The organism is Rhizobium sp. 007 (genome assembly GCF_015353075.1).
Lineage (GTDB): Bacteria > Pseudomonadota > Alphaproteobacteria > Rhizobiales > Rhizobiaceae > Rhizobium.
This window is the reverse complement of sequence record NZ_CP064187.1, coordinates 3,903,033-3,926,466: the sequence shown is the minus strand read 5'-3', so window position 1 is coordinate 3,926,466 and position 23,434 is coordinate 3,903,033. Positions and strand designations below refer to the sequence as shown.

Genomic DNA, 23,434 nt, shown 5'->3' with positions numbered 1-23,434 from the left:
CAATCACGCGCTCGCTGCGATTGCGATCGTGCCGCCATTCACCGTAACCGAGTTGGCGGGCTTCCGGGTCAGGATGCTCAGGACACGCGCAAGCGTTTCCGGAATATCGTGCCGTTTGACGACCATGTCGACCATGCCGTGCTCGAGCAGGTATTCCGAGGTCTGGAAACCTTCCGGCAGCTTCTCGCGGATCGTCTGTTCGATGACGCGCTTGCCGGCGAAGCAGATTTCAGCGCCCGGCTCTGCCAGATGAAGATCGCCCAGCATAGCGTAGGAGGCCGTTACGCCGCCCGTGGTCGGGTTAGTGAGAACGACGATATAGGGCTGGCCAGCTTCCTTCAGCATATCAACGGCAACGGTGGTGCGCGGCAGTTGCATCAGCGAAAGGATGCCTTCCTGCATGCGCGCGCCGCCGGAAGCCGGGAACATGACGAGCGGGCACTTTTCGGAAATCGCACGCTCGAAGGCTCTGACGATCGCCTCACCGGCAGCAATGCCGAGCGAGCCTCCCATGAAGTTGAACTCGTGCACGACGGCGACGAGCTTCAGGCCGCGAACCTTGCCAACGCCAGCGAGGATCGTGTCTTCCTGTTCTGTCTTGAGGCGGCTGTCCTTCAGGCGATCCGTGTATTTCTTGGAATCACGGAATTTCAGCGGATCCTGCGCGACCTTCGGCTGCGGCAGCGACTCGTATTCACCGTTGTCGAAAAGGTCGGCAAGGCGTGCCTTTGCCGGCATCTTCATGTGATAGCCCGAAGCCGGAATAACCCACTTGTTGTCTTCCAAATCCTTGTGGAAGACCATCTCGCCCGTTTCCGGGCACTTGATCCAGAGGTTCTCCGGCACTTCGCGACGGCCCAGCATGGAATTGATGCGCGGGCGAACGTAGTTGGTGATCCAGTTCAAGTCGAAAACTCCTGATTGACTACAGCCAATGTGGGGACGCTATTCGGCAGCAACAAGGCGCGCCGAACGCGTTCCGGATGAAAGACCGCGAACGAGGGTGGCCACGGCCTGGACTGTATCTGCTGTGGCCTTTCCTTCGCTGCTCAGGCTTGTCGCCACCTGATTGACGATGGCCGTACCAACCACGACGCCATCGGCGGAGCTGCCGATGACCTTGGCGTGATCGGCAGTCTTGACGCCGAAACCGACGCAAACGGGCAGATTGGTATGCTGCTTGATGCGCTTCACGGCCCCGGCGACCAGCGATGGATCAGGCAGAGCCGAACCGGTGATGCCGTTCATCGAAACGTAGTAGACAAAGCCAGACGTGTTCTTCAGTACCGTCGGAAGGCGCTTGTCATCGGTCGTCGGCGTTGCCAGACGGATGAAATTGATGCCCTTCCTGATCGCTGGAATGCAAAGCTCGTCATCCATTTCCGGCGGAAGATCGACGACGATCAAGCCATCGATGCCTGATGCGAGCGCATCGTCCAGGAACGTCTCGACGCCGTAGATGTAGATGGGATTGTAATAGCCCATCATCACGATCGGCGTCGCGTTGTCACTCTTACGGAAATCGGCTGCCAGCTGCAGCGTCTTCTTAAGCGTCTGTCCGCCCTTTAGCGCGCGCTGGCCAGCCATCTGGATTGCCGGGCCATCGGCCATCGGATCGGAGAACGGCATGCCGAGTTCGATGACGTCAGAACCGGCTTCCGGTAACGCCTTCATGATGCCGAGCGAGGTCTCGTAGTCCGGGTCGCCGCCCATGAAATAGGTCACGAGCGCCGGGCGGCCTTCAGCCTTCAGATCGGCAAAGCGTTTATCCATACGTGCGGTCATGACTTACACACCCATTCCCAGAATCTTGCCGACGGTGAAGATGTCCTTGTCGCCGCGGCCGGAGAGGTTCATCAGGATGATCTCGTCCTTGCCCATTTTCGGCGCGCGCTTGATGACTTCGGCCAGCGCATGCGACGGCTCAAGCGCCGGAATAATGCCTTCGAGGCGGGTCAGCGTCTGGAAGGCATCGAGCGCCTCGTGATCCATGATCGGCACGTATTCGACGCGGCCAATATCGTTCAGATAGGAATGCTCGGGGCCGATGCCGGGATAATCGAGGCCGGCCGAAATCGAGTGGCCCTCCTTGATCTGACCATCGCCGTCCTGGAGCAGATACGTGCGATTGCCGTGAAGGACGCCCGGCGAGCCGGCCGTGATCGAAGCGCAATGCTCATCGCCTTGCAGACCCTTGCCGCCGGCTTCGACGCCGACGATCTTTACGCCTTCGTCATCCAGGAACGGATGGAAGATGCCGATTGCATTCGAACCGCCGCCAACCGCAGCGATGACAAGATCCGGCAGTCGTCCTTCGGCTTCCAGCATCTGCGCCTTGGCTTCCGTGCCGATGACCGCCTGGAAATCGCGAACCATTTCCGGATAGGGATGCGGGCCGGCTGCGGTGCCGATCAGATAATAGGTGTCATCGACATTGGTGACCCAGTCGCGCAGGGCTTCGTTCATCGCATCCTTCAGCGTGCCGTGACCTGCCGTCACCGGCTTCACCTCGGCGCCAAGCAGCTTCATGCGGAAAACGTTCGGCGCCTGGCGCTCGACATCCGTCGCGCCCATATAGACGACGCAGGGAAGGCCAAAGCGGGCGGCGACCGTTGCAGAGGCAACCCCATGCTGGCCCGCACCGGTTTCAGCGATGATGCGCGTTTTGCCCATGCGCTTGGCAAGCAGGATCTGGCCGATGCAGTTGTTGATCTTGTGCGAACCCGTGTGGTTCAGCTCTTCGCGCTTGAAATAGATCTTCGCGCCGCCAAGCTCGGCAGTCAGGCGCTCAGCGAAATAAAGCGGACTCGGGCGGCCGATGTAGTGGCTGCCAAGATGTTTCAATTGCGCCTGGAATTCGAGATCGTCCTTCGCCTTGTTCCATTCCTCCTGCAGATCGAGGATCAGCGGCATCAGCGTTTCGGCGACGAAACGGCCGCCATAGATGCCGAAACGGCCATCCTCATCGGGACCGGAACGGAAGGAATTCGGTTTTAGCGTCTGGTTCACTCTCAACTCCCTGAGACCGTTTCAGGCTCGCAAGCCTTCTCGACCGCATCGAAAAAATCATCGATCATGGCGACGCTCTTCACGCCGGGTGCACTTTCGACGCCGGAGGATACGTCGATGCCCGGCGCCTTGGTGATCGTCAGCGCTTCGGCGATGTTGTCCTTGTTCAGCCCACCGGAAAGCATGTAATCCACGCTATCGTCAAGCTGGCCGAGCAGGCTCCAATCGAAGGAAACCCCGTTGCCGCCCGGCAATTCCGACCCCTTCGGCGGCTTGGCGTCGAAGAGAAACCGGTCGGCTATCCCAATATAAGCCTCAACCCGCTTCAGATCATCGGCGCTGCGAACAGAGAAGACCTTCATGATCGCGAGACCGTAGACAGCCTTTATCGTCAAGACGCGTTCCGGGCTCTCGTTGCCGTGAAGCTGGAGCATGTCCGGCTTCAAAAGCGAAACGATTTCATCGAGTTCGTCATTAGTCGGATCGACCGTGACGGCGACGATCTTGGCATTGCCGCGGACAGCGTCCGCAAGCTTTCCGGCAACGTCCGGCTCGATATAACGAGGACTTTTCTCGAAGAAGATAAAACCGATATGGTTCGCGCCGCGATTGACCGCGCGCTCGATCGCTTCAGCGCTCTTCAGGCCGCAGATTTTGATATCGGGTTTCATGGCAGCGAAGTGACACGAAAAGGCAAAAGAGTCGAGCCAATTTGCGACTAAGGCTTAATTTACCGCGGCTAAACGCTCAATCAAAGTCGATTGCGTGAAGCTGGCTTCCGTAGCGTTTCAGCCAGGATTTCGCATCTTCCATATGCGGGCAGAGCTTTTGGCAAAGCGCCCAGAAATGCGGGCCGTGATTCATTTCTCTGAGATGCGCCACTTCGTGGGCCGCTAGATAATCGATCACCGAGGCCGGCGCCATGACGACGCGCCAGGAAAAGCTCAAATTTCCCTCCGACGAGCATGAGCCCCAACGGCTGCGCGTGTCTTTCATGGAAATCGACTTGATCGGTGCCTTGATCGAACGCGCGTGGAAGTGCGCGAGCCGCACGAGGTCAGAGCGCGCCTCCTTCTTCAGAAAGGTTGCGATCCGGCGGCCGAGATGTTCCGGTAGGCCACTGACCTTCAGCACATGCCGGTCGCCGACCATGACTGCCTCGGTGAGGCCGCGCAGACTGCCGGTATGTTCGATCCGGTGCTTGATGCCGCGCACCAGGATCTCGCCGCCATCGTGAAGGGTATTGTCGACGGAGAACTTTGCCAGTTTCGTCAACAGCCATCCCTGATGACGGTCGAGGAAGGCGTTGACCTCGCGCTGCGCAAGGCCCTTCGGAACCGTCATTTTAAGCGCCCTGCCGCCGGGCTCGATACGAAGCGTAATACGCGTTGCGCGATCATGCTGCTTGATAGTGAGGGGCATCAGCCTGCCTGCGACGTCCAGCGTCCGCGTTTCGGGCGGAGCAGGTTTTCGTGCAGCAGTTCGTCGCGGATTGGAAAGGAGCGGAAACATAAGCGCTTTTTCTATACGATTCGCAACAAATCCGGGCAAAGAAAAACCGGCATCGCTGATGCCGGTCTGCTGATCATCTAGTGACACGTTAAGGCGTCTGAAATTCGGCAACCGGGCCATTGTCATCGCGCTTTGCATTCTTTCGGTCGCGCATGAAACGGTCGAATTCTTCCTGATCCTTGGCGCGACGAAGCTCGCGCATATAGGTGTCGAATTCCTCGCGCATTTCATCGAGCTTACGGCGCTCTTCCTCGAGGCGGTCAAGCTCGGCCTTCCGCCAATCGTCAAAGGCGACGTTGCCGGTCGAAAAATGCGGGCGGTAGCGGCCATGCGAACGGCGGCAGCCGGCAAAAAAGCCGTCAGTCGCGTTATTCGCGTCGCGCTTGAAACCGCGAAGGCGCTCGCCGAAGATGATATAGGCAAGCATGGCCAGGCCCAGAGGCCAGAAGACCACGAAGCCGAGCACCATCAACGCAACGGTAGCCGGAGTCCAATCCGGGCGAAGCAATGCTGACTGGTTCATCGTGCGGTATCCTCGCTTTCTGCGCCCGGCAGAATACCGAACGCTGAAAATCGATGTGGTTACCGCCAGCCAACCCTTCAAGACGATTGCCCGCGAAATCGGACAAGGCCTTGAACAGGCAGGATTAAATCAGCATCCTCTAACTCAGGCGGATTTGCCGCCCCTGATGACGCGCTTTACGCTGAGTTTTCCAGAACGAGAGTGCTCGCGGACGAAGTTGACGATACGCGGCGCGATCTCGCGGCGGAAGCGCGATCCGTTGAAGACGCCGTAGTGGCCGACGTCGGGCTGAAGGTAGTGCATGCGCATGTCGTCGGGGATGTTGACGCAGATCGTCTGCGCCGCCTTCGTCTGGCCCACACCGGAGATGTCGTCGTTCTCGCCCTCCACTGTCAGGAGCGCGACATTGCGGATTGCGGCCGGATCGACGCGCTTGCCACGATGAATCAACTCGCCCTTCGGCAGGGAGTGCTTCATGAACACCTGATCGACCGTCTGCAGGTAGAATTCCGCGGTCAGGTCCATCACGGCAAGATACTCGTCGTAGAAATCGCGGTGCTTTTCAGGCTCACCGTCGTTCTTCACGAGATGCATGAAGAACTCCTTGTGGGCGACCACGTGCCGGTCGAGGTTCATCGACATGAAACCCGAGAGCTGCAGGAAACCCGGATAGACCGGGCGCATGAAGCCTGGTTGTGGCCATGGCACATTCATGATGACGTTTTCGGCAAACCACGTCAGCGGTCTCTCTTCTGCGAGTTTATTGACCGCTGTCGGATTGATGCGCGTATCGATCGGTCCGCCCATCAGTGTCATCGACGATGGTGACAACGGGTCGTTTGCCTCTTCCATGACGGCGGCGGCGGCCAGCACAGGCACGGAGGGCTGACATACGGCAATGACGTGCGTATCGGGGCCGAGAAAATGCAGCATCTCGATGACATAATCGACATAGTCATCGAAATCGAAGGTGCCCTCCGTCATCGGCACCATGCGGGCATCAACCCAGTCGGTGATGTAGATATCGGCGCTCGGAAGCAGCGCTTCGACCGTACCGCGAAGCAGCGTTGCATAGTGACCGGACATTGGTGCAACGATTAAGATTCGGGGATCGCGGTGGCCGGAAGGCGTGTTGCGCGCAAAATGCAGAAGATTGCAGAAAGCGCGCGACCAGACGATCTCTTCACGCACTGCGACCTTGCTGTCGCCGACGATCGTTTCCTTCAGTCCGAACTCCGGCTTGCCGTAGCGGCGCGTCGTCCGCTCGAACATCTCTAGACTTGCAGCGATCGTGCGGCCAAACGGCGTCTGCGAAAAAGGATTAAGCGGATTGGCATAAACAAGCCGCATCGCATCAGCGGCAGCGCGGAACGGCGCCATCGCTGCATGGTTCAATTCATAGAGCTGATAAAACATGAGTTGCGCCACCTTTCTTTTGCCGGAAAGGACAGCGCCGTCAGGCAGGCCATCTACTTCTTTCCATCGTTTGCGGGCACTTCAATTGAGAGTAACAGGCTTATTTGTTGCATAGCAACACAGGCATCCGCATCGCAAAAAAGAAATGCCGGGAAAAGTGATTCCCGGCAACTGATACGCTCACAATTATTAAAGATCGGACAGCTTCAGCGATCCGCGACAAAGGTCTGCTTCTGCGTGCCGAGGCCTTCGATTCCAAGTTCGACGACATCACCAGCCTTGAGGTAACGCGGCGGCTTCAAACCCATGCCCACGCCCGGCGGCGTACCGGTGGAAATGACATCGCCAGGCTGCAGCGACATGAACTGGCTGAGATAGGAGACCAGATAAGCGACCCCAAAGACCATCGTCCTCGACGAGCCGTTCTGCATCATCTGGCCGTTGACCTTCAGCCACATGCCGAGATTCTGCGGATCGGCGATCTCGTCCTTGGTAACGAGCCAGGGCCCAATTGGCCCAAAGGTGTCGCAGGATTTGCCCTTCGTCCACTGGCCGGAGCGTTCCGTCTGGAATGCGCGCTCCGAGACATCATTGGAGACGCAATAGCCGGCAACGTAGTCCAGCGCTTCGGCCTCGGTGACATATTTTGCGGTCTTTCCGATCACAACGCCGAGTTCGACCTCCCAATCAGTCTTTTCGGAACCACGCGGGATGACGACGTTATCGTTGGGACCGACGATCGCGGAGGTGGCCTTCATGAAAATGATCGGTTCCGGCGGAACTGTTGCGCCAGTTTCGGCAGCGTGATCAGAGAAATTCAGGCCAATACAGATGAATTTGCCCGTGCCTGCAACACAGGCACCAATGCGGCCCGGAGCCAATTCCGGGAGGCTTTTCGCGTCGAGCGCTGCGATTTTTGCCAGGCCGGCGGGCGAAATCGCCTCACCAGCGACGTCGGAAACATGCGCCGAAAGGTCGCGGATCTTGCCATCGGAATCGAGTAGTGCCGGTTTTTCACGACCCGGATCGCCAACGCGCATCAGCTTCATAAAATCTCCTCCTCATCGAAAACGGACTACCATCACCTATGGACCAGTCGACTAAGCGTGTCATTACGGCTTTTTGCTGAAGCGGTACGCATTGTTAAAAATTTCGCCGGAACTGAATTGGCGCGCCGGATTGAATGAAGGGAGAAGCATCTGCGGCAACGGGTTTGCTTGCAAAGTTCTATTGGCAGGCAATATCATTCGCTCCAGCCCCTCAACCACTACCCGGAAATAAGATGACCGAAGCCAATAGCCGCACATCCGAATATCCGATCGATGCGATGTTTCTCGATCGCTGGTCGCCACGTGCTTTCACCGGCGAAATCATAGCCGAAGAGCAATTGCTGACGATCCTTGACGCAGCTCATTGGGCGCCGTCTTCCGGCAACCAGCAGCCTTGGCGCTTCATCTACGCCCTTAAGGGCACGGAACATTTCGAGAAGCATCTTAGCCTGCTCGTCGAATCGAACCAGGAATGGGCAAAGAATGCTTGCGCGCTGATCTTTGTTGTCTCACGCAGTTTCAGTGGCGCTTTCTCGGAGAACAAACCGCGCTATACGCATTCGTTCGACGCTGGTGCCTCGTGGGGGCATCTCGCCCTGCAGGCACGCTTTTCAGGCTTCTACGCCCATGGCATGGGCGGAATCAAACATGATGAAATCAGGCTAGCCTTCGCCATTCCGGAAGGCTATCGCGTCGAGGCCGGGATAGCCATCGGCCGCCTTGGCGACAAGAGCGTTCTGTCAGAGCGCAACCAGGCACGCGAAGTGCCAAGCCAACGCATGCCGCTTGCGGAGGTGGCTTTCAACGGAAAATTCATTGCCAATTGATTCTGTGGAAAGAAAAAGGCGCCATGAACGCGCCTTTTTGTACAAGACATCAATCAGATATCGAGATTTGCAACGCTGAGCGCGTTATCCTGAATGAATTCGCGGCGCGGCTCGACTTCGTCGCCCATCAGCCGGGCGAAAAGACCATCGGCATCCGTCGCGTCGTTTACCTTGACCTGTAGCAGCGAACGGGCGTTCGGGTCGAGCGTCGTCTCCCAGAGCTGCTCGGCATTCATTTCGCCAAGGCCCTTGTAGCGCTGCATCGTCAGTCCCTTGCGGCCGCTGGCAAAAATTGCATCGAGGAGAGCGCGCGGACCGGAAATCTCGGTATCTCCGTCGCGGCGCGATAGCGCCGGTGGGCTCTGGTAGATTTCTTTGAGGCGTGACGAGAGCTGATCAATGTGACGCGCGTCCTGCGATCCAATCAGCGCCATGTCGAGCACGACGACTTCCTTGACGCCGCGCACCATTCGCTCAAGCCGCAACCCGCCTTCGCTGGTCAGGCCGCCTTCCCAGCCGCGCTCGGTTTCCTCGGCGATGATGTCTAGTCGCTTGGCGACATCAGTCGCGAGCTGTTCGGCCCTGGCACGATCGCTGACCGCTTCGGCGTTCAGTGCCCCGGCGATTGCCGCCTGCTCAACGACAGCGCGATTGTAACGGGAATGCAGGTTTTCAAGCAACGCACGCAGGCGCAATGCATCGAGGATAACTTCGCGCAGATCCTGACCGGTGCGGACTTCGCCGCTTGCGAGCCTCAGCGCCGCATCCTCAAGGCCCTGGCCGATCAGATAATCTTCTAGCGCCTTTTCGTCTTTCACGTACTGAACGGACTTGCCGCGCGAAACCTTGTAGAGTGGCGGCTGGGCGATGTAGAGATGGCCGCGCTCGATCAGCTCCGGCATCTGACGGAAGAAGAATGTCAGCAGAAGCGTGCGGATGTGGGCACCGTCGACGTCGGCATCCGTCATGATGATGATCTTGTGGTAGCGAAGCTTGTCGGCGCTGAACTCGTCCTTGCCGATGCCCGTGCCGAGCGCGGTAATCAACGTGCCGATTTCCTGGCTGGAGAGCATCTTGTCGAAGCGGGCACGCTCGACATTGAGAATCTTGCCTCGCAGAGGCAGGATCGCCTGGTTTTCACGGGACCGTCCCTGTTTTGCAGAGCCACCCGCGGAGTCACCCTCGACGAGGAACACTTCAGACTTCGCAGGGTCGCGCTCGGAGCAATCGGCGAGCTTGCCGGGCAGCGAGGCGATATCGAGCGCACCTTTGCGGCGCGTCAGTTCGCGGGCCTTACGAGCCGCTTCGCGGGCCGCGGCGGCCTCTACGACCTTGCCGACGAGCACCTTGGCCTCGCTCGGATGCTCTTCAAACCATGTGCTGAGCGCTTCATTGACGAGGCTTTCGACGACCGGACGAACTTCCGAGGAAACCAGCTTGTCCTTCGTCTGCGACGAGAACTTCGGATCCGGCACCTTCACCGAAAGGACAGCCGTCAGGCCCTCGCGGCAGTCTTCGCCCTGGAGTGTGACTTTCTCCTTCTTGGTAATACCGGAGCTATCGGCATAGGACACAACTTGGCGCGTCAGCGCGGCGCGGAAGCCGGCCATATGCGTGCCGCCGTCGCGTTGTGGAATATTGTTGGTAAAGCAGAGCACATTTTCATGATAGCTGTCGTTCCACCACATTGCGACTTCGACGGTAATTCCATCCTTTTCGCCGCGGATAGAGACAGGCTTGTCGACCAGAGGTTTCTTGGCACGATCGAGATAGGAAACGAAGGCCTCAAGGCCGCCGTCATAACGCATTTCTTCCTGCTTGATGTCCGAATGACGCTTGTCTGTCAGCAAAATGCGGACACCGGAATTCAAGAAGGCAAGCTCGCGAAGGCGGTGCTCCAGCGTGCCGTAATCGAAGTCCGTCATCGTGAAGGTTCCGGTGCTCGGCATGAAGCTGACTTCCGTGCCTGTGTCGCTGCCCGCGTCACCCGTCACCTTGAGCGGCGCATCGGCAACGCCATGCGTGAAGCTCATTTCATGAATCTTACCCTGCCGGCGGATCTTCAGTTTCAGCCAGACGGAAAGCGCGTTGACGACCGAGACGCCGACACCATGCAAGCCGCCGGAAACTTTGTAGGAATTCTGGTCGAACTTACCGCCGGCATGAAGCTGCGTCATGATGACTTCGGCTGCGGAAACACCTTCGCCGGTGTGTATATCCGTTGGGATACCGCGGCCGTTGTCGGTCACGGTGACCGAGCCGTCGGGGTTGAGCGCCACGGTGACGATGTCGGCATGGCCGGCCAGCGCCTCGTCAATTGCGTTGTCGACGACTTCATAAACCATGTGATGCAGGCCGGAACCGTCGTCGGTGTCACCGATATACATGCCGGGGCGCTTACGCACGGCATCAAGTCCCTTGAGGACCTTGATGGAATCCGCGCCATATTCGGTGTTAACGCCGTTTTCCGTCGCTGGTATATCGGTCATGCTGTCTTTGAATTTCCCTGTTGTAGGAGCCCGGAGAGCCTTGCGAATCACCGGCCTTTTTCATTTCGGAATATAGGGTTTTTGGACGCCATTCCCAATGGCAGAGCCTGGGAATCCGGCATAAAGCAGGGGATTATGACGCTTTTCCGTCAGCTTTGCCGAGATTTTCAAGCGTAGCCGCGAGCTCGGCCAAAGCTGCACTGTCAAGGTTGCGAATCCGGCCCGCCAAACGATTGGCAAAAGCCGTATATTCGGGGGGTAGACCTGCGGTATCAATCACCACGCGCGGGTCCGATGCGCGGGCGAGCAGGAAGAGTTCCTCAGCTTCATCCCAGATGATGTTGAAATAGCCGGCGATCCGCTGAAGCAGGTCGAAGGTCGGCAAGCCGCGTTTTCCATGTTCGAGCGCGGAGAGATAGGCAGGCGAGACGTTGAGCGCCGCTGCCATCTGCTTCTGCGACACGCCTCTGCGCGCCCGAAGTTTTCGAACAGCTTCGCCGAACGGTGTCATGACCTGTCCCCCTGCCGCCGGGAGAGCCGGATATAAAGCGCGCCCTCGCCGCCGTGGTGGTGCGCAGCCGCTTCGTAAGACGAGATCAGATAGCGGAATTCCGGCTTCGAAAACCAGAGCGGTACAGCCCGTTTCAACGCACCTTCGCTCCCCATCGAACTGCCCTTGCCGGTGATCACCAGCACATGCCGCATGCCGCGCTCATGCGCGCGGATGAGGAAATCGAGAAGCATGACATGGGCTTGGCTTTGCACGAGGCCGTGGAGATCGATACGCGCCTCTAGTGCCAGCCTGCCTTTGGCGATCTTGCGTTTGACGGGTCGCTCCAGTGGATGGTGGGTGCCGGAAGGCTGCTTCGCTGCCGCGCGCAGCGCTGCAGCTTGTATTTCCGTTTCAGCAGACGATTTCTGGACGGCATTCCCGACCTCGGCTTCGGTTTCCACAAGAAAGGCATCGAGTTCAGTAAACTCACCCTTCTTGCCGGCGAGCGGCCGCGTACTGCGCGCAACCTTGCCCCATAGGATTCTCTCGTCTGTGCTGAGCTTGCGGTCTCTCGTCATCGGCCGAACCGTCCAGCCGCAGTGTTCGGAATGAGGATGGCAAAGTCTGCGTCGTTGCGCACCGTACCCGCCAATTCGCCCGCTTCATCGCCGGAACCCGTAAAAATATCGCCACGCGCAGGACCGACGATCGCAGAGCCAGTGTCCAAGGCAAGCATCAAACGCTGGAATGGCCTACCCTTATCAAGATGGGTCAGGCTTTCGGAACGGATGAAGAAGGGAAAACCGAAGGTATGTATCAGGCGGTCGACGGCAAGCGACCGTCCGGCGACTAACGGCACTTTCGCTGCAGCAACTGGTCCAGCTTTGGAAGCGGCAACCGGCGCCTCGCGGAAGAAAATATAGGATCGATTGTGCCAGAGAACATCATCGACCTGCTCTGGATGCGCTGCGAGCCAGGCGCGAATCGACTGCATGGAAATGTTCGCACGGTCGATTTCGCCGCGGTCGACCAACAGCTTGCCGATAGCGGAGAAAGGATGCCCGGCCTTTGCCGTATATGTGATACGCGCCGTCCGTCCATCCGGGTAGCGCAGTCGCGCCGCTCCCTGCACATGCACGAAGAAGACATCGACCTTGGATTTCGCCCAGGCGATTTCAAGGCCTCGACCGTCGAGGAGGCCTTGGTCGATCGCCTGCCGGTCGGGATAGGCGCTTATCTCTCCATCCCGGAGGCGACCAAAGGCATAGGATGAATCGAGGCCTACGGGGCGGTTGCTATTGTCGAGATCGATCAGATCATCGGGTCGCCGGTAAAACGGGAAGCGATAAGTAGAATCGAGCTTGTCGGAAACGGCGATTTCCGGTTCGTAATAAGCGGTAACGAAACCCCGGCTGCCGTCCAGTTTTCTGATAAAAAACGGCCGACAGTTCTGCTCGAAGAAGGATCGGGCATCAGAAGCAGATGCGGGTTTCGCATTTCGGGCTGCGTCGAGCAGAGGCAAAAGATCGTCGGTGCTCAGGCCGAGCGATCCGGTGCGGTAGGGTTTCGTGCCGGTAATTTGGCTGTGGCACGCTTCCATGACTTCAAAAAGGCTGGAGGGATCATCATCCTTCCAGCCCTTGAGTTCATCGAAACCGACAGCTTGCAGAACGAAGCCCGCTTTATCGTCACTCATGTTTCCGATTCGGTTGCCACGAGTTTCCAATTGGGATCGCGCGATCGCGTATCGCGGGCAAAGGTCCAGATGTCGTTGACTTCGGCAACGTTCTCGACATCGCCTTCTATCAGCTTGTCCGCTTTGTCGTAGGTCGCGGAGATCAGCTGGCTGGCGATACGGATCGTAATCTGTGCCTCGCTGCCTTTGACTTCCACCTGTGTGATGTCCGCCTTATCGATGCCGACAAAGGTGGATTTCACTTTCTCGCCCTTGGCCTCGCGATCTGCGATGGCCGCATCAAAACCTTCATAGACCTCGCGGGACAAAAGGTTCTTCAACGTCTTTCTGTCACCGTCGGCATAGGCCATGACGATCATTTCGTAGGCCATCTTCGCGCCGTTCAAAAATTCCTTAGGGGCGAAGGATGGATCGGCTTTACTGAGCGCACGGAGAGGCTCATTGAGCGGCGTACCGGGGGGCGCAAAAGCGTCGACCACTGCAAAGCGGCCTTCTTCTTCTGCAGGCGTATCGCGGCGCGGAAGCGTCACGACCTTGCCGGCATCGGAATGCTCAGGACCGGCGGCATCGCGCGGCGTAAAGAGATCGCGCGGCGGCTTCTCATTTCCCGTGCGGCGTCCCAGAACACTGCGGAGCTGGAAAAAAATCAGCACCGCCGCCACAAGGAAAAACAAAGTGATGAAGTCGTTTGAACTCATATCGTGCCGCAGCCACCGTTAACATCTATGATTTGTACTCCCATATAGTCCGCATAGACAGATGATTCAAATAGCCGCAATCTTGCGATTGCCATTGAGGCCCGGCGAGCGCCGGTTGGAGAGACGATGCGACTTGCAATGCTTCCAGGTTTTGTGCTGCTGCTGCCGCTGGCGGAGATAGCGGGCTTCGTAATCGTCGGGCGCGCAGTCGGCCTGCTGGCGACCCTTGGTCTCGTCGTGCTGAGTGTTGTAATCGGCATGGCTCTGCTTCGTCGCCAGGGTATAGGCATCCTGCAGCGTATGTCGACCGAGGGGCGAACCGGCGTATTACCTGGCCGGGAGCTTCTGCGGCCAGCCATGCTCGTCATCGCGTCGCTGCTTCTCATCGTTCCGGGATTTATTTCAGACATCATCGCCATCGCGCTTTTCATCCCGGCCGTTCGTGATCTTGCCTGGAACTACATCCGCAAACGATTCGTTATCGTTGAGACGAAGAGAGGCTCTACCGCGTCGCAATCGTCCGGATTCAGCAACCAATCCAAGCCGGATTCAAAAGTTGTTGATCTTGACGAGGACGATTATCGCCGCGAGCCTAACAACAAGTCTCCCTGGTCAGGCAAGCGGCTCGGCGAGTAGAGACGGATTCGCCCAGGGTTGTAAGCCTTTTCCCGAAATGTTAGATGGCGGCAACATCCAATGCCCCTCGAGGAAAATCCAATGGCTGATGAAAACAACGGCAGCGGCACGACAAGCCCGAGCCTCACCATTCTCGCTCAGTACACGAAGGACCTTTCCTTCGAAAATCCGGGTGCGCCGCGTTCGCTTCAAGCGCGCGACAAGGCTCCGGCGATCAATATCAACGTCAACGTCAATGCCAATCCGCTTTCGGATACGGATTTCGACGTTGTGCTGTCGCTCAACGCCGAGGCCAAGGATGGCGACAAGACGGTCTTTCATGCCGAACTCGTTTACGGCGGCGTCTTCCGCGTTGCCGGCTTCCCGCAAGAACACATGCTGCCGGTTCTCTTCATCGAATGCCCGCGCATGCTCTTCCCGTTTGCCCGCCAGATCGTTGCCGATGTTACGCGTAATGGCGGCTTCCCCCCGCTGATGATCGACCCGATCGACTTCGCACAGATGTTTGCGCAACGCGTCGCCGAAGAGCAGACGCGCGCAAAGGTGCAGACAAATTGATTCGAAGCACGTGATTTGACTGCGGTGCCCGGGTCAAAGCCCGGGCATTTTTAATTTGGGCGATCGTATCTGGCCCAGATGCCTTTACTGCCGAGTGCGGCAATCAACGCATCGTGAGCCTGAGCTTCCGCTTCGCTAAGGCGCGGTGCGAGTGGCCGGGGCCGCTCCAAACCGATGTCAGCGGCCTCCTCCAGAACAATCTCGGCGTCGCCTGCCCCGCTTGTTGCCGCAACGCTCAAACCGAGAGCGGTCTGACGCCCGCCGATCATCTCTATATAGACCTCGGCAAGCAGTTCGGAGTCGAGAAGTGCACCGTGTTTTGTGCGGTGTGAGTTGTCTATACCGTAGCGGCGGCAGAGGGCATCGAGCGAATTCGGTCCCATCGGATGTTTGCGCCGAGCGAGAGAAAGCGTATCGACGACCCTCTCCGGCAGGACCGGCGGTATGCCAAGGCGAGCGAGTTCGGCATTGACAAAACCCATATCGAAGGTCGCGTTGTGCGCGATCCACCTTGCGTCACCGAAGAACTCGATGATCTCTTCAACCACTGCGGAGAAAGGCTTCTTGTCCTTCAAAAACTCGTCGGTAATGCCGTGAACGGCGAGCGCATCGGGATGAACTTTCTGATCTCCCGGATTGATATAGATATGGATCGTGCGGCCGGTCGGGAAATGGTTCAAAAGCTCGACGCCGCCGATTTCGATGATGCGATCCATGCGGCTGTCGAGACCGGTGGTTTCCGTGTCGAAAATGATTTCACGCATTCCGGAAATCTCCCTTCGCGATCCGCGCTTTCAAGACCGCGATGATTTCACTCACCCTCGCCCGCGTAATTTCGATGGCGTGCCCCGTGTCGATGACGTAATCGGCACGCTCCCGCTTTTCGGCGTCCGGGGTCTGGCGCGAGCGAATCATATTGAATTTTTCCTCGGTCATGCCCGGTCGCGCAAGCACCCGATCGCGCTGAATCTGTAGATCGCAGCTCACGACCACGACTATGTCGACTCTGGTCTCGGCACCAGTTTCGAAAAGCAACGGGATATCGAGCAGGATTATCTCCGATCCTCGCGCTTTTTCGCGTTCCACGAATTCCGTTTCGCGCTGGCGAACCAGCGGATGAACGATTGCTTCGAGCGTTTTGAAGCCATCTGGTCGGCGCGAAAGCTGACGGCCAAGTTCCTGACGGTCGACGACGCCGTTCCGAACGGTGCCCGGGAATTCGGCTTCGATCAACTGCGCTGCCTCGCCGGCATAAAGCTCGTGGACCACAGCATCGGAATCATTGACGGGAATACCGGCTTCGGCAAAGAGCTTTGCCGCAGTTGATTTCCCCATCCCTATGGAACCCGTGAGACCGATCCGGATCATCTGTGTTTTTCCATATCTGCGACGACGAGTGCACGAAGCTCGTCATCGACCACCGGCCGCTTGCTGAACCATTTCTCGAAGCCCGGCACCGCCTGATGAAGCAGCATACCAAGTCCATCCACGATCGCGAAACCCTGCTCCTCGGCTTGTTTCAGCAAGGGTGTCTTCAGCGGCACATAGACGATATCTGTGACGACCGCGTTACCGTCGAGCGGCGAAAAATCGATTGCCGGTGCTGTTTCGCCGTCCATACCGAGCGATGTCGTATTGACGAAAAGACCCGCACCTTTCATAACCTCCGCGAGCGCTCCCATCGGATGCGCATAGACTTTTTCTCCAAAACGATCGGCAAGTTCCTGCGCGCGAGCCGCGGTTCGGTTGACGACATGGATCTCCCGGAAGCCGCGGTCGCGCACGGCCTGTATGACCGCCCGGCTGGCGCCGCCTGCACCGAGTATTATTGCGGTCTCGTGCTTATCCCAGCCAGGGTGGCGCGCGTTCAGGTTGGCGGTAAATCCGTGACCGTCGGTATTGGTCGAATGGAGTTTTCCTTCCTCCAGCCATAACGTGTTGGATGCCCCGAGTTCCTGGGAGAGTTCGTCCGGCCTGTCGGCGAGCTGACAGGCCAACTCCTTGTGCGGGATGGTGACATTGCCGCCGATAAAGCCCGAGCTTTGATCCTTGAGCGATCCAATGAATGCTGCAAAGTCGGCGGGAGCAACCTCGTATGCGCGATAGCTTCCGCGAAGCCCAAGCTTTTTCAGCCAGTATCCGTGGATCAAGGGCGAACGTGAGTGCCGCACCGGGAAGCCGGTGACAAAGGCATTCGGGCCGAATGTTTCACGTGAATCATCCATCAATCGCACCCAATTCCCTTAGTTTCGCGAGCAGCGGCAACATCGGCAGGCCAAGGATCGTGAAGTAGTCGCCGTCGATCTGGCTGAAAAGTTGAATTCCCTCGCCCTCCAGCTGATAGGCGCCAACGCTGCCAAGCGCCGTGTTGCCAACGCGTGCAAGATGGCGCGATATGAAATCCGCCGACAGAACGCGCATCGTCAGCGACGCGTGTGACACATGCTCCCATAGAAGTGCACCATTTCGGACGATGGCGATCGCACTGTTCAGACGATGTGTTTGTCCCGAGAGTAATCTCAGATGATTGGCGGCGTCAGCCATGTCGTGCGGCTTGTGAAACACACGATCGCCAAGCGACATGGTCTGGTCCGAGCCGATGATGAGCGCGTCCGGAAACCGGCCGCTCACCTCGTCTGCTTTAGCCCTTGCAAGCACCAAGGCTACAGTATCTGGAGATGCGCCCTCTCGTTCGAGCGGTGCTTCGATTGCGCGCTCGTCTATCTTTGGCGCATGCGCTTCAAACTCCAGGCCGGCATTTTTAAGCAGCATCCGCCGGAATGGACTGGAGGAGGCAAGAATCAGTTTCGATGTCATGCGTCTCATAGCTCGTGGTTCATAATGTCAGCGCTTAGCGCAGCTTGGGGCGCAGGGCAACGATCGCGGCCGCCGTCTCTTCGATGGAGCGACGGGTCACATCGATCAACGGCCAATTATGCCGCGCACAGAGCGAGCGGGCATATTTCAGTTCTTCGGAGATCGCGGCTCGATCCGTATATAGACCACGATCGAAGCCGGGCGTCGCACCCAGCACCCGGTTCTCACGCACTTGCGATATCCGATCCGTCGTTGCTATGAGGCAGACGATCAACGGCCTCGTTGCAGTGAAAAGCGCTTCTGGCAAAGGCACGTCATAGACGATCGGAATGTTCGCTGTCTTGATGCCGCGATTGGCGAGATAGATGCTCGTCGGCGTTTTGGACGTACGGCTGATACCGATGATGACGACGTCGGCGTCGTTGTAGTCCTCGGGCATTTGCCCGTCGTCGTGATCCATGGTGAAGTTGAGCGCCTCGATGCGCGCGAAATAGCCGGCATTCATAACATGTTGAGCGCCGACACGACGCCGCAGCGGAGCCCCGAGATAAAGCTGGAAAGCGGCCATCACAGGCTCAAGCACATTGACTGAGGCGACGCCCATCTCGACGCACCTCTCATCGATCAGCGCAGCGAGTTCCCGATCGACGACGGTGTAAAGAACAATGCCTGGCTCGTTGTCGATCGAATCGAGAACCGCAAGCAGCTGCTTGCGGTTGCGGATCAACGGATAGACGTGTTCGACCGCTTGGGCAGATTTGAACTGGGCGGATGCAGCGCGGCCGGCTGAGATCAGAGTCTCACCGGTCGAGTCAGAAATCAGATGCAGATGGAAGAAGTTCGTGCGGTTCTCCACGCTATTTTCTGCTGCCTGTTGAAAAGACTGGATGGGAAAGAGCTAAGGGACCGGCATGGCTTGAGGCAAGGGAAAACATGGCCCCTTATCCACATTTCGGATTTTCTGGAGGGTACTGCAGGGCGGCCTGTGGATTTGTGGTCCGCGCTGAAGAGCTCATCTAGACTACACAAGATATCCACAGAAAGAAACGCCTCAGCCTTCGAGACAAGTTTTTGGAATCACTTTTAGATTCGAGGTTCTCCAAAAAATGCCATGGAAGGCTGTGGATGTTGTCCCGATATTGTTGATGCGCGTGACATTTGGCATCACCAGTGGATGGATTTTAATCCTTGATAGACACCGACTCTAAGAAATAGAAACCTTTTAAAATATCTTTAGATTTTTATAGGGACGAAGCGCTTGAGCGAAACACGCCGGAAAATCATGAGAGTTCTCGACGGCGAAACTCTCTCCCCTCCGCCGGTCTGGCTTATGAGACAGGCAGGTCGTTATCTGCCGGAATACCGGGAAACGCGTGCAAAGGCCGGCAGCTTCCTCGATCTTTGTTATTCACCGGAACACGCTGTCGAAGTGACACTGCAGCCCATCCGCCGCTACGGCTTCGACGCGGCGATCCTCTTCTCTGACATTCTCGTCATTCCCGATGCCATGAAGCGCAATGTGCGTTTTACGGAAGGCCATGGTCCAGAGATGGACCCGATCGACGAGGCTGGAATTTCACGTCTGGATGCGGGGGGAGTTATCGACTATCTGAAGCCGGTCTTTGAGACAGTGCGGCAGTTGCGCGCCGAGCTCCCGGAAGAAACGACGCTTCTCGGCTTTTGTGGTGCGCCCTGGACGGTGGCAACCTACATGATTGCGGGCCACGGAACACCTGACCACGCGCCTGCGAGGCTTTTCGCCTACCAGTATCCAAAAGCGTTTGAACGGCTGTTGATGCTGCTTGCGGATATCTCCGCCGAGTATCTGCTGACGCAAATAGATGCCGGTGCTGATGCCGTGCAGATTTTCGATTCTTGGGCCGGTGTTCTTGGGGAAAAGGAATTCGAGGCTTTTGCAGTCAAGCCAGTTGCTCGGATGATTGCCGCTATCAAGGCACGGCGTCCGAATGCGCGGGTCATCTCGTTTGCCAAGGGTGCGGGCTATCTTTTGAAGACCTACAGGCAGAAGACCGGTGCTGACGCGATTGGCCTTGATTGGTCGGTGCCGCTTGAATTTGCTGCTGAGCTTCAAAAGGAGGGAGCGGTTCAAGGTAACCTTGATCCGATGAGGGTTGTTGCCGGCGGGCGGGCGCTTGAGGAGGGTATCGACGAAATCTTGGCGCATCTCGGTGGCGGGCCGCTGATCTTCAACCTCGGTCATGGAATCACGCCGCAGGCCGATCCGGAAAATGTTCGCCTGCTTGTCGAGCGCGTTCGCCGCGGCGGGAATTGAATGATGGAAAGGCAGACGGATCAGCGACCCGGTAGCTACGCGCGGCGACGAGCGCATTTTGCCCTCGCCCTCTTTGTGCTGCTTGCTGTCGGGCTGTTCGTATGGAACCCGGACGACCTCTACCTTTGGATCAAGGCGCTGCACATCATCGCGGTGATCTCCTGGATGGCCGGGCTGTTCTACATGCCGCGGCTGTTCATCTACCATACGGATGCGGAGCCAGGTTCCTTGCAGTCGGAGACCTTCAAGATCATGGAGCGACGTCTGCTGAAGGTGATCATGAACCCGGCGATGATGCTGACTTGGGTCTTCGGCTTGTATCTGGCTTGGTCTGTCTACGGTTTTCAGGGCGGCTGGCTGCATGTGAAGCTTGCCCTCGTCGTGCTCCTGACGGCCGTTCACATGTTTTTCAGCCGAGCGGTCGCCGCTTTTGCCCGTGACGAAAACCGACGCTCAGCGCGGTATTGGAGATTCATGAACGAAGCGCCGACGCTGCTGATGATCCTGATTGTCATCCTTGTCGTCGTTAAGCCGTTTTGACGTGAATAGGCGCCGCTTAAATTTACTTCATTTTTAGAAGCCCCCTTGCGGGGTCTTATCTTAGTCGCTATTTTCCGCCCATCTCATCTTCGTGGCATGTGTTTTGAGTTCAGTCGTCTGCGAGCCCTTTCGCAACACCGAAACGACGCAACATAGCCTTCCCCCCTTCGAAATATAGAGTAATGGTCACTTCATGGCTGAAATGAAGCTTCAGGAACTTAAGAGTAAATCCCCGACCGATCTTCTGGCGTTCGCCGAATCGCTCGAGGTCGAAAATGCAAGCACCATGCGCAAACAAGAACTGATGTTTGCGATCCTGAAGGTTCTCGCGAGCCAGGATGTCGAGATCATCGGCGAAGGCGTCGTGGAAGTCCTGCAGGATGGTTTCGGCTTCCTGCGTTCGCCAAACGCCAACTATCTGCCGGGTCCGGACGATATCTATATTTCCCCTTCGCAGATCCGCCGCTTCTCGCTTAAAACTGGCGATACGGTCGAGGGACCGATCCGCGGTCCGAAGGAAGGCGAGCGCTATTTTGCTCTTCTCAAGGTGAACACGATCAATTTCGACGATCCGGAAAAGATCCGTCATAAGGTTCACTTCGACAATCTGACGCCGCTTTATCCGAATGAACGATTCAAGATGGAACTCGACGTTCCGACATCGAAGGATCTGTCTTCGCGCGTCATCGATCTCGTGGCGCCGCTTGGTAAGGGCCAGCGTGGTCTCATCGTCGCGCCGCCCAGAACCGGTAAGACCGTTCTTCTGCAGAATATTGCGCACTCGATCACTGCAAATCATCCGGAATGCTACCTTATCGTTCTGCTGATCGATGAACGTCCTGAGGAAGTGACGGACATGCAGCGTTCGGTGCGCGGCGAAGTGATATCTTCCACATTCGACGAGCCAGCTGTGCGTCACGTGCAGGTCGCCGAGATGGTGATCGAAAAGGCAAAGCGGCTTGTCGAACACGGGCGCGATGTCGTCATCCTGCTTGATTCGATCACGCGCCTCGGACGCGCCTACAACACCGTGGTGCCGTCCTCCGGTAAGGTTCTGACTGGTGGTGTCGATGCAAACGCTCTGCAACGGCCGAAGCGCTTCTTCGGCGCTGCCCGTAACATCGAAGAAGGCGGCTCCCTGACGATTATCGCGACGGCGCTCATTGATACCGGCAGCCGTATGGATGAAGTCATTTTCGAAGAATTCAAGGGCACCGGTAACTCGGAAATCGTTCTCGATCGTAAGGTAGCGGACAAGCGCATCTTCCCGGCGATGGATATTCTGAAGTCCGGCACGCGCAAGGAGGACCTGCTTGTCCCGCGTCAAGACCTGCAGAAGATCTTCGTGCTTCGACGTATTCTTGCCCCCATGGGAACGACCGACGCGATCGAGTTTCTCATCGACAAGCTGAAGCAGACGAAGAGTAATCCGGATTTCTTCGAGTCGATGAACACATAATAGATAGCCGGATGTCTGATAATGAAGCCGGTCATTCTCCGTGGCCGGCTTTCGGTTTTTGAGGAATCCGCGCGGCCAGAGTAACCGAGGATGTCGAACGAAACCATCTATGCACTGTCGAGCGGAGCAGTCCCCTCCGGCGTTGCGGTTATCCGCCTCAGTGGTGTGAAGACGCGCGATGCTCTGCAGTTGTTGACCGGCGACGTTCCACCGCCGCGCAAGGCGTCGCTGCGAACGATTCGTTTGCGTAACGGTTCAATCATCGATAGCGGTTTAGTGCTCTTCTTTCCATCTCCGGCGTCTTTTACAGGCGAAGACTGCGCCGAGCTCCAGCTGCATGGCAGCCGAGCCGTCATTAATGCGCTATTCGAGGAACTGGAGACGATCGACGGCGTGCGCATGGCGGCCGAAGGTGAATTCTCGCGTCGGGCTTTTGAAAACGGCAAACTCGACCTCGTCGAGATCGAGGGTCTGGCCGATCTCATAGCCGCAGAAACGGAGATGCAAAGACGTCTGGCGGTCGAGCATAGCCAGGGAAAGCTTTCCCAACTATACGATTCGTGGGCGGAACGATTGACGCGGGCTCGCGCCCTGATCGAAGCCGAACTCGACTTTGCCGATGAAGATGACGTACCCGGTTCGGCATCGGATCTGGTCTGGGATGATGTTGGCGGCCTACAGGCAGAGATAGCAAACCATCTCGCCCACGCGAAGGCCGGCGAGATTATTCGCGATGGCTTCAAGGTCGTTATCGCGGGCGCGCCGAATGCCGGAAAATCGACCCTGATGAATGCGCTTGCTCGGCGAGAGGTTGCCATCGTGACGGACATCGCGGGAACCACGCGTGATGTTCTTCACGTCGATCTCGATATCAATGGCTTCCTCGTAAAGCTTTATGACACGGCAGGTTTGCGGGAAGCACATGAACTCGTGGAGCGGGAGGGTATCCGGCGCGCGGAGCAGGTCATCTCTGAAGCGAGTCTTGTCCTCTATCTCGAGGATATGGCCGAAGGTACGAATGCGCTTCCGCCAATCGCCAATACGGAAGTCTTGCGAGTCGGGACAAAGGCCGATATATCCGCGGGAAATGGTCCGGACGCCTACGATCTGACGATATCTGCCGTCACGGATGCGGGATTGGTCGCGCTTCGCGCCGCCATCGCCGAGCGGCTGGAGCGGCAGGTCAGCAGCCAAAGCCTAGCGATCCCCAGCCGCAAGCGGCAAAAGGATTCGCTTGCGGAATGTCTGAAGGCGATCGAGGCAGCTTTGGCGGATCCGTCGGCGGAGCTCGATATTAGAGCCGAGAACCTTCGTATCGCAGGCAACGCCTTGGGCAGGATTACAGGGCGCGTCGATGTTGAGAATTTGCTCGATGTGATCTTCTCAGAGTTTTGCATTGGAAAATGATTCACGTGAAAC

At 57.5% G+C, this 23,434-nt stretch carries 25 protein-coding genes; 7 read left to right on the top strand and 18 right to left on the bottom strand.

Features of this window, described 5'->3' with window-relative positions:
• Positions 1 to 3 precede the first annotated feature (3 nt).
• From accD to ISN39_RS19100, 8 genes are all read right to left on the bottom strand, one after another.
• On the bottom strand, positions 4 to 906 hold the full coding sequence (accD, locus tag ISN39_RS19135) for an acetyl-CoA carboxylase, carboxyltransferase subunit beta (RefSeq protein WP_074066125.1): 903 nt from the start codon (positions 904 to 906) through the stop codon (positions 4 to 6).
• Positions 907 to 945: 39 nt separating this feature from the next.
• Positions 946 to 1,785, bottom strand: a complete 840-nt coding sequence (trpA, locus tag ISN39_RS19130; protein ID WP_074066124.1) for a tryptophan synthase subunit alpha — start codon at positions 1,783 to 1,785, stop codon at positions 946 to 948.
• A gap of 3 nt (positions 1,786 to 1,788) precedes the next feature.
• Complete coding sequence (trpB, locus tag ISN39_RS19125; protein WP_194728522.1) at positions 1,789 to 3,009, bottom strand: tryptophan synthase subunit beta; 1,221 nt, start codon at positions 3,007 to 3,009, stop codon at positions 1,789 to 1,791.
• Positions 3,010 to 3,011: 2 nt separating this feature from the next.
• Positions 3,012 to 3,680 carry a phosphoribosylanthranilate isomerase gene (locus ISN39_RS19120; protein ID WP_194728521.1) on the bottom strand — a complete coding sequence of 223 codons (669 nt, stop codon included), beginning with the start codon at positions 3,678 to 3,680 and terminating at the stop codon, positions 3,012 to 3,014.
• Between the two features lie 76 nt (positions 3,681 to 3,756).
• Positions 3,757 to 4,521: a SprT family zinc-dependent metalloprotease gene (locus tag ISN39_RS19115; protein WP_194728520.1), complete on the bottom strand. Its 765-nt coding sequence runs from the start codon at positions 4,519 to 4,521 to the stop codon at positions 3,757 to 3,759.
• Between the two features lie 88 nt (positions 4,522 to 4,609).
• Entirely contained in the window at positions 4,610 to 5,044 is a 435-nt protein-coding gene (locus ISN39_RS19110) for a DUF2852 domain-containing protein (RefSeq protein ID WP_074066121.1), read from the bottom strand.
• Positions 5,045 to 5,188: 144 nt separating this feature from the next.
• On the bottom strand, positions 5,189 to 6,460 hold the full coding sequence (phaZ, locus tag ISN39_RS19105; protein WP_194728519.1) for a polyhydroxyalkanoate depolymerase: 1,272 nt from the start codon (positions 6,458 to 6,460) through the stop codon (positions 5,189 to 5,191).
• A 206-nt stretch (positions 6,461 to 6,666) separates the two neighbouring features.
• Positions 6,667 to 7,509 carry a fumarylacetoacetate hydrolase family protein gene (locus ISN39_RS19100; protein WP_194728518.1) on the bottom strand — a complete coding sequence of 281 codons (843 nt, stop codon included), beginning with the start codon at positions 7,507 to 7,509 and terminating at the stop codon, positions 6,667 to 6,669.
• A 233-nt stretch (positions 7,510 to 7,742) separates the two neighbouring features.
• On the opposite strand from ISN39_RS19100, the gene ISN39_RS19095 reads away from it, so the two are divergent.
• On the top strand, positions 7,743 to 8,336 hold the full coding sequence (locus tag ISN39_RS19095; protein WP_074066118.1) for a nitroreductase family protein: 594 nt from the start codon (positions 7,743 to 7,745) through the stop codon (positions 8,334 to 8,336).
• A 53-nt stretch (positions 8,337 to 8,389) separates the two neighbouring features.
• On the opposite strand, the gene gyrB is transcribed toward ISN39_RS19095, so the two are convergent.
• The 5 genes from gyrB to ISN39_RS19070 form a co-directional block, all read right to left on the bottom strand.
• On the bottom strand, positions 8,390 to 10,825 hold the full coding sequence (gene gyrB, locus ISN39_RS19090; RefSeq protein ID WP_194728517.1) for a DNA topoisomerase (ATP-hydrolyzing) subunit B: 2,436 nt from the start codon (positions 10,823 to 10,825) through the stop codon (positions 8,390 to 8,392).
• 133 nt (positions 10,826 to 10,958) lie between these two features.
• Positions 10,959 to 11,336: a helix-turn-helix domain-containing protein gene (locus ISN39_RS19085; protein ID WP_194728516.1), complete on the bottom strand. Its 378-nt coding sequence runs from the start codon at positions 11,334 to 11,336 to the stop codon at positions 10,959 to 10,961.
• The gene (locus ISN39_RS19080) at positions 11,333 to 11,896 is read right to left on the bottom strand and encodes a Smr/MutS family protein (protein WP_194728515.1); all 564 of its coding nucleotides are present in this window, start codon (positions 11,894 to 11,896) and stop codon (positions 11,333 to 11,335) included. The genes ISN39_RS19085 and ISN39_RS19080 overlap by 4 nt, the downstream gene beginning before the upstream one ends.
• Positions 11,893 to 13,014 carry a murein transglycosylase A gene (locus tag ISN39_RS19075; RefSeq protein ID WP_194728514.1) on the bottom strand — a complete coding sequence of 374 codons (1,122 nt, stop codon included), beginning with the start codon at positions 13,012 to 13,014 and terminating at the stop codon, positions 11,893 to 11,895. The genes ISN39_RS19080 and ISN39_RS19075 overlap by 4 nt, the downstream gene beginning before the upstream one ends.
• Complete coding sequence (locus ISN39_RS19070) at positions 13,011 to 13,712, bottom strand: Tim44/TimA family putative adaptor protein (RefSeq protein ID WP_028740146.1); 702 nt, start codon at positions 13,710 to 13,712, stop codon at positions 13,011 to 13,013. The genes ISN39_RS19075 and ISN39_RS19070 overlap by 4 nt, the downstream gene beginning before the upstream one ends.
• A gap of 126 nt (positions 13,713 to 13,838) precedes the next feature.
• Between ISN39_RS19070 and ISN39_RS19065 the strand changes: the two genes are divergently transcribed.
• The gene (locus ISN39_RS19065; RefSeq protein WP_074066114.1) at positions 13,839 to 14,348 is read left to right on the top strand and encodes an FxsA family protein; all 510 of its coding nucleotides are present in this window, start codon (positions 13,839 to 13,841) and stop codon (positions 14,346 to 14,348) included.
• Between the two features lie 81 nt (positions 14,349 to 14,429).
• Complete coding sequence (gene secB / locus ISN39_RS19060; RefSeq protein ID WP_074066113.1) at positions 14,430 to 14,906, top strand: protein-export chaperone SecB; 477 nt, start codon at positions 14,430 to 14,432, stop codon at positions 14,904 to 14,906.
• Between the two features lie 50 nt (positions 14,907 to 14,956).
• Here the strand turns inward: secB and dnaQ are convergent, their stop codons facing one another.
• The 5 genes from dnaQ to ISN39_RS19035 are packed head-to-tail and all read right to left on the bottom strand — an operon-like array spanning position 14,957 to position 18,579.
• Positions 14,957 to 15,670 carry a DNA polymerase III subunit epsilon gene (gene dnaQ, locus ISN39_RS19055; RefSeq protein WP_074066112.1) on the bottom strand — a complete coding sequence of 238 codons (714 nt, stop codon included), beginning with the start codon at positions 15,668 to 15,670 and terminating at the stop codon, positions 14,957 to 14,959.
• Entirely contained in the window at positions 15,663 to 16,274 is a 612-nt protein-coding gene (gene coaE, locus ISN39_RS19050) for a dephospho-CoA kinase (RefSeq protein WP_194728513.1), read from the bottom strand. Before coaE ends, dnaQ begins: the two co-directional genes overlap by 8 nt.
• A complete protein-coding gene (locus tag ISN39_RS19045) occupies positions 16,271 to 17,131 on the bottom strand; it encodes a shikimate dehydrogenase (protein WP_074066110.1) in 861 nt (286 codons plus the stop codon). Before ISN39_RS19045 ends, coaE begins: the two co-directional genes overlap by 4 nt.
• Positions 17,124 to 17,723 (bottom strand): Maf-like protein, encoded by a 600-nt coding sequence (locus tag ISN39_RS19040; RefSeq protein WP_194728512.1) that lies wholly within the window; start codon positions 17,721 to 17,723, stop codon positions 17,124 to 17,126. Before ISN39_RS19040 ends, ISN39_RS19045 begins: the two co-directional genes overlap by 8 nt.
• A gap of 34 nt (positions 17,724 to 17,757) precedes the next feature.
• Complete coding sequence (locus tag ISN39_RS19035) at positions 17,758 to 18,579, bottom strand: pyruvate, water dikinase regulatory protein (protein WP_074066108.1); 822 nt, start codon at positions 18,577 to 18,579, stop codon at positions 17,758 to 17,760.
• 402 nt (positions 18,580 to 18,981) lie between these two features.
• Here ISN39_RS19035 and hemE point away from each other — a divergent pair, with 402 nt between their 5' ends.
• The 4 genes from hemE to mnmE all read left to right on the top strand — a co-directional run bounded on the left by hemE (position 18,982) and on the right by mnmE (position 23,422).
• Entirely contained in the window at positions 18,982 to 20,016 is a 1,035-nt protein-coding gene (hemE, locus tag ISN39_RS19030; RefSeq protein WP_194728511.1) for a uroporphyrinogen decarboxylase, read from the top strand.
• A gap of 3 nt (positions 20,017 to 20,019) precedes the next feature.
• The gene (gene hemJ / locus ISN39_RS19025) at positions 20,020 to 20,556 is read left to right on the top strand and encodes a protoporphyrinogen oxidase HemJ (RefSeq protein WP_074070477.1); all 537 of its coding nucleotides are present in this window, start codon (positions 20,020 to 20,022) and stop codon (positions 20,554 to 20,556) included.
• A gap of 193 nt (positions 20,557 to 20,749) precedes the next feature.
• Positions 20,750 to 22,015 (top strand): transcription termination factor Rho, encoded by a 1,266-nt coding sequence (gene rho / locus ISN39_RS19020; protein WP_022718404.1) that lies wholly within the window; start codon positions 20,750 to 20,752, stop codon positions 22,013 to 22,015.
• A gap of 90 nt (positions 22,016 to 22,105) precedes the next feature.
• On the top strand, positions 22,106 to 23,422 hold the full coding sequence (gene mnmE / locus ISN39_RS19015) for a tRNA uridine-5-carboxymethylaminomethyl(34) synthesis GTPase MnmE (protein ID WP_194728510.1): 1,317 nt from the start codon (positions 22,106 to 22,108) through the stop codon (positions 23,420 to 23,422).
• Positions 23,423 to 23,434: the final 12 nt, after the last annotated feature.

Coding starts and splice junctions, on each gene's coding strand:
- mnmE (WP_194728510.1), top strand. CDS start 22,106: ATGTCGAACGAAACCATCTATGCACTGTCGAGCGGAGCAGTCCCCTCC.
- gyrB (WP_194728517.1), bottom strand. CDS start 10,825: ATGACCGATATACCAGCGACGGAAAACGGCGTTAACACCGAATATGGC.
- ISN39_RS19065 (WP_074066114.1), top strand. CDS start 13,839: ATGCGACTTGCAATGCTTCCAGGTTTTGTGCTGCTGCTGCCGCTGGCG.
- hemJ (WP_074070477.1), top strand. CDS start 20,020: ATGGAAAGGCAGACGGATCAGCGACCCGGTAGCTACGCGCGGCGACGA.
- coaE (WP_194728513.1), bottom strand. CDS start 16,274: ATGATCCGGATCGGTCTCACGGGTTCCATAGGGATGGGGAAATCAACT.
- secB (WP_074066113.1), top strand. CDS start 14,430: ATGGCTGATGAAAACAACGGCAGCGGCACGACAAGCCCGAGCCTCACC.
- ISN39_RS19110 (WP_074066121.1), bottom strand. CDS start 5,044: ATGAACCAGTCAGCATTGCTTCGCCCGGATTGGACTCCGGCTACCGTT.
- ISN39_RS19080 (WP_194728515.1), bottom strand. CDS start 11,896: ATGACGAGAGACCGCAAGCTCAGCACAGACGAGAGAATCCTATGGGGC.
- ISN39_RS19085 (WP_194728516.1), bottom strand. CDS start 11,336: ATGACACCGTTCGGCGAAGCTGTTCGAAAACTTCGGGCGCGCAGAGGC.
- ISN39_RS19100 (WP_194728518.1), bottom strand. CDS start 7,509: ATGAAGCTGATGCGCGTTGGCGATCCGGGTCGTGAAAAACCGGCACTA.
- ISN39_RS19115 (WP_194728520.1), bottom strand. CDS start 4,521: ATGTTTCCGCTCCTTTCCAATCCGCGACGAACTGCTGCACGAAAACCT.
- ISN39_RS19120 (WP_194728521.1), bottom strand. CDS start 3,680: ATGAAACCCGATATCAAAATCTGCGGCCTGAAGAGCGCTGAAGCGATC.
- ISN39_RS19075 (WP_194728514.1), bottom strand. CDS start 13,014: ATGAGTGACGATAAAGCGGGCTTCGTTCTGCAAGCTGTCGGTTTCGAT.
- phaZ (WP_194728519.1), bottom strand. CDS start 6,460: ATGTTTTATCAGCTCTATGAATTGAACCATGCAGCGATGGCGCCGTTC.
- ISN39_RS19040 (WP_194728512.1), bottom strand. CDS start 17,723: ATGACATCGAAACTGATTCTTGCCTCCTCCAGTCCATTCCGGCGGATG.
- ISN39_RS19070 (WP_028740146.1), bottom strand. CDS start 13,712: ATGAGTTCAAACGACTTCATCACTTTGTTTTTCCTTGTGGCGGCGGTG.
- ISN39_RS19095 (WP_074066118.1), top strand. CDS start 7,743: ATGACCGAAGCCAATAGCCGCACATCCGAATATCCGATCGATGCGATG.
- trpA (WP_074066124.1), bottom strand. CDS start 1,785: ATGACCGCACGTATGGATAAACGCTTTGCCGATCTGAAGGCTGAAGGC.
- ISN39_RS19045 (WP_074066110.1), bottom strand. CDS start 17,131: ATGGATGATTCACGTGAAACATTCGGCCCGAATGCCTTTGTCACCGGC.
- rho (WP_022718404.1), top strand. CDS start 20,750: ATGGCTGAAATGAAGCTTCAGGAACTTAAGAGTAAATCCCCGACCGAT.
- dnaQ (WP_074066112.1), bottom strand. CDS start 15,670: ATGCGTGAAATCATTTTCGACACGGAAACCACCGGTCTCGACAGCCGC.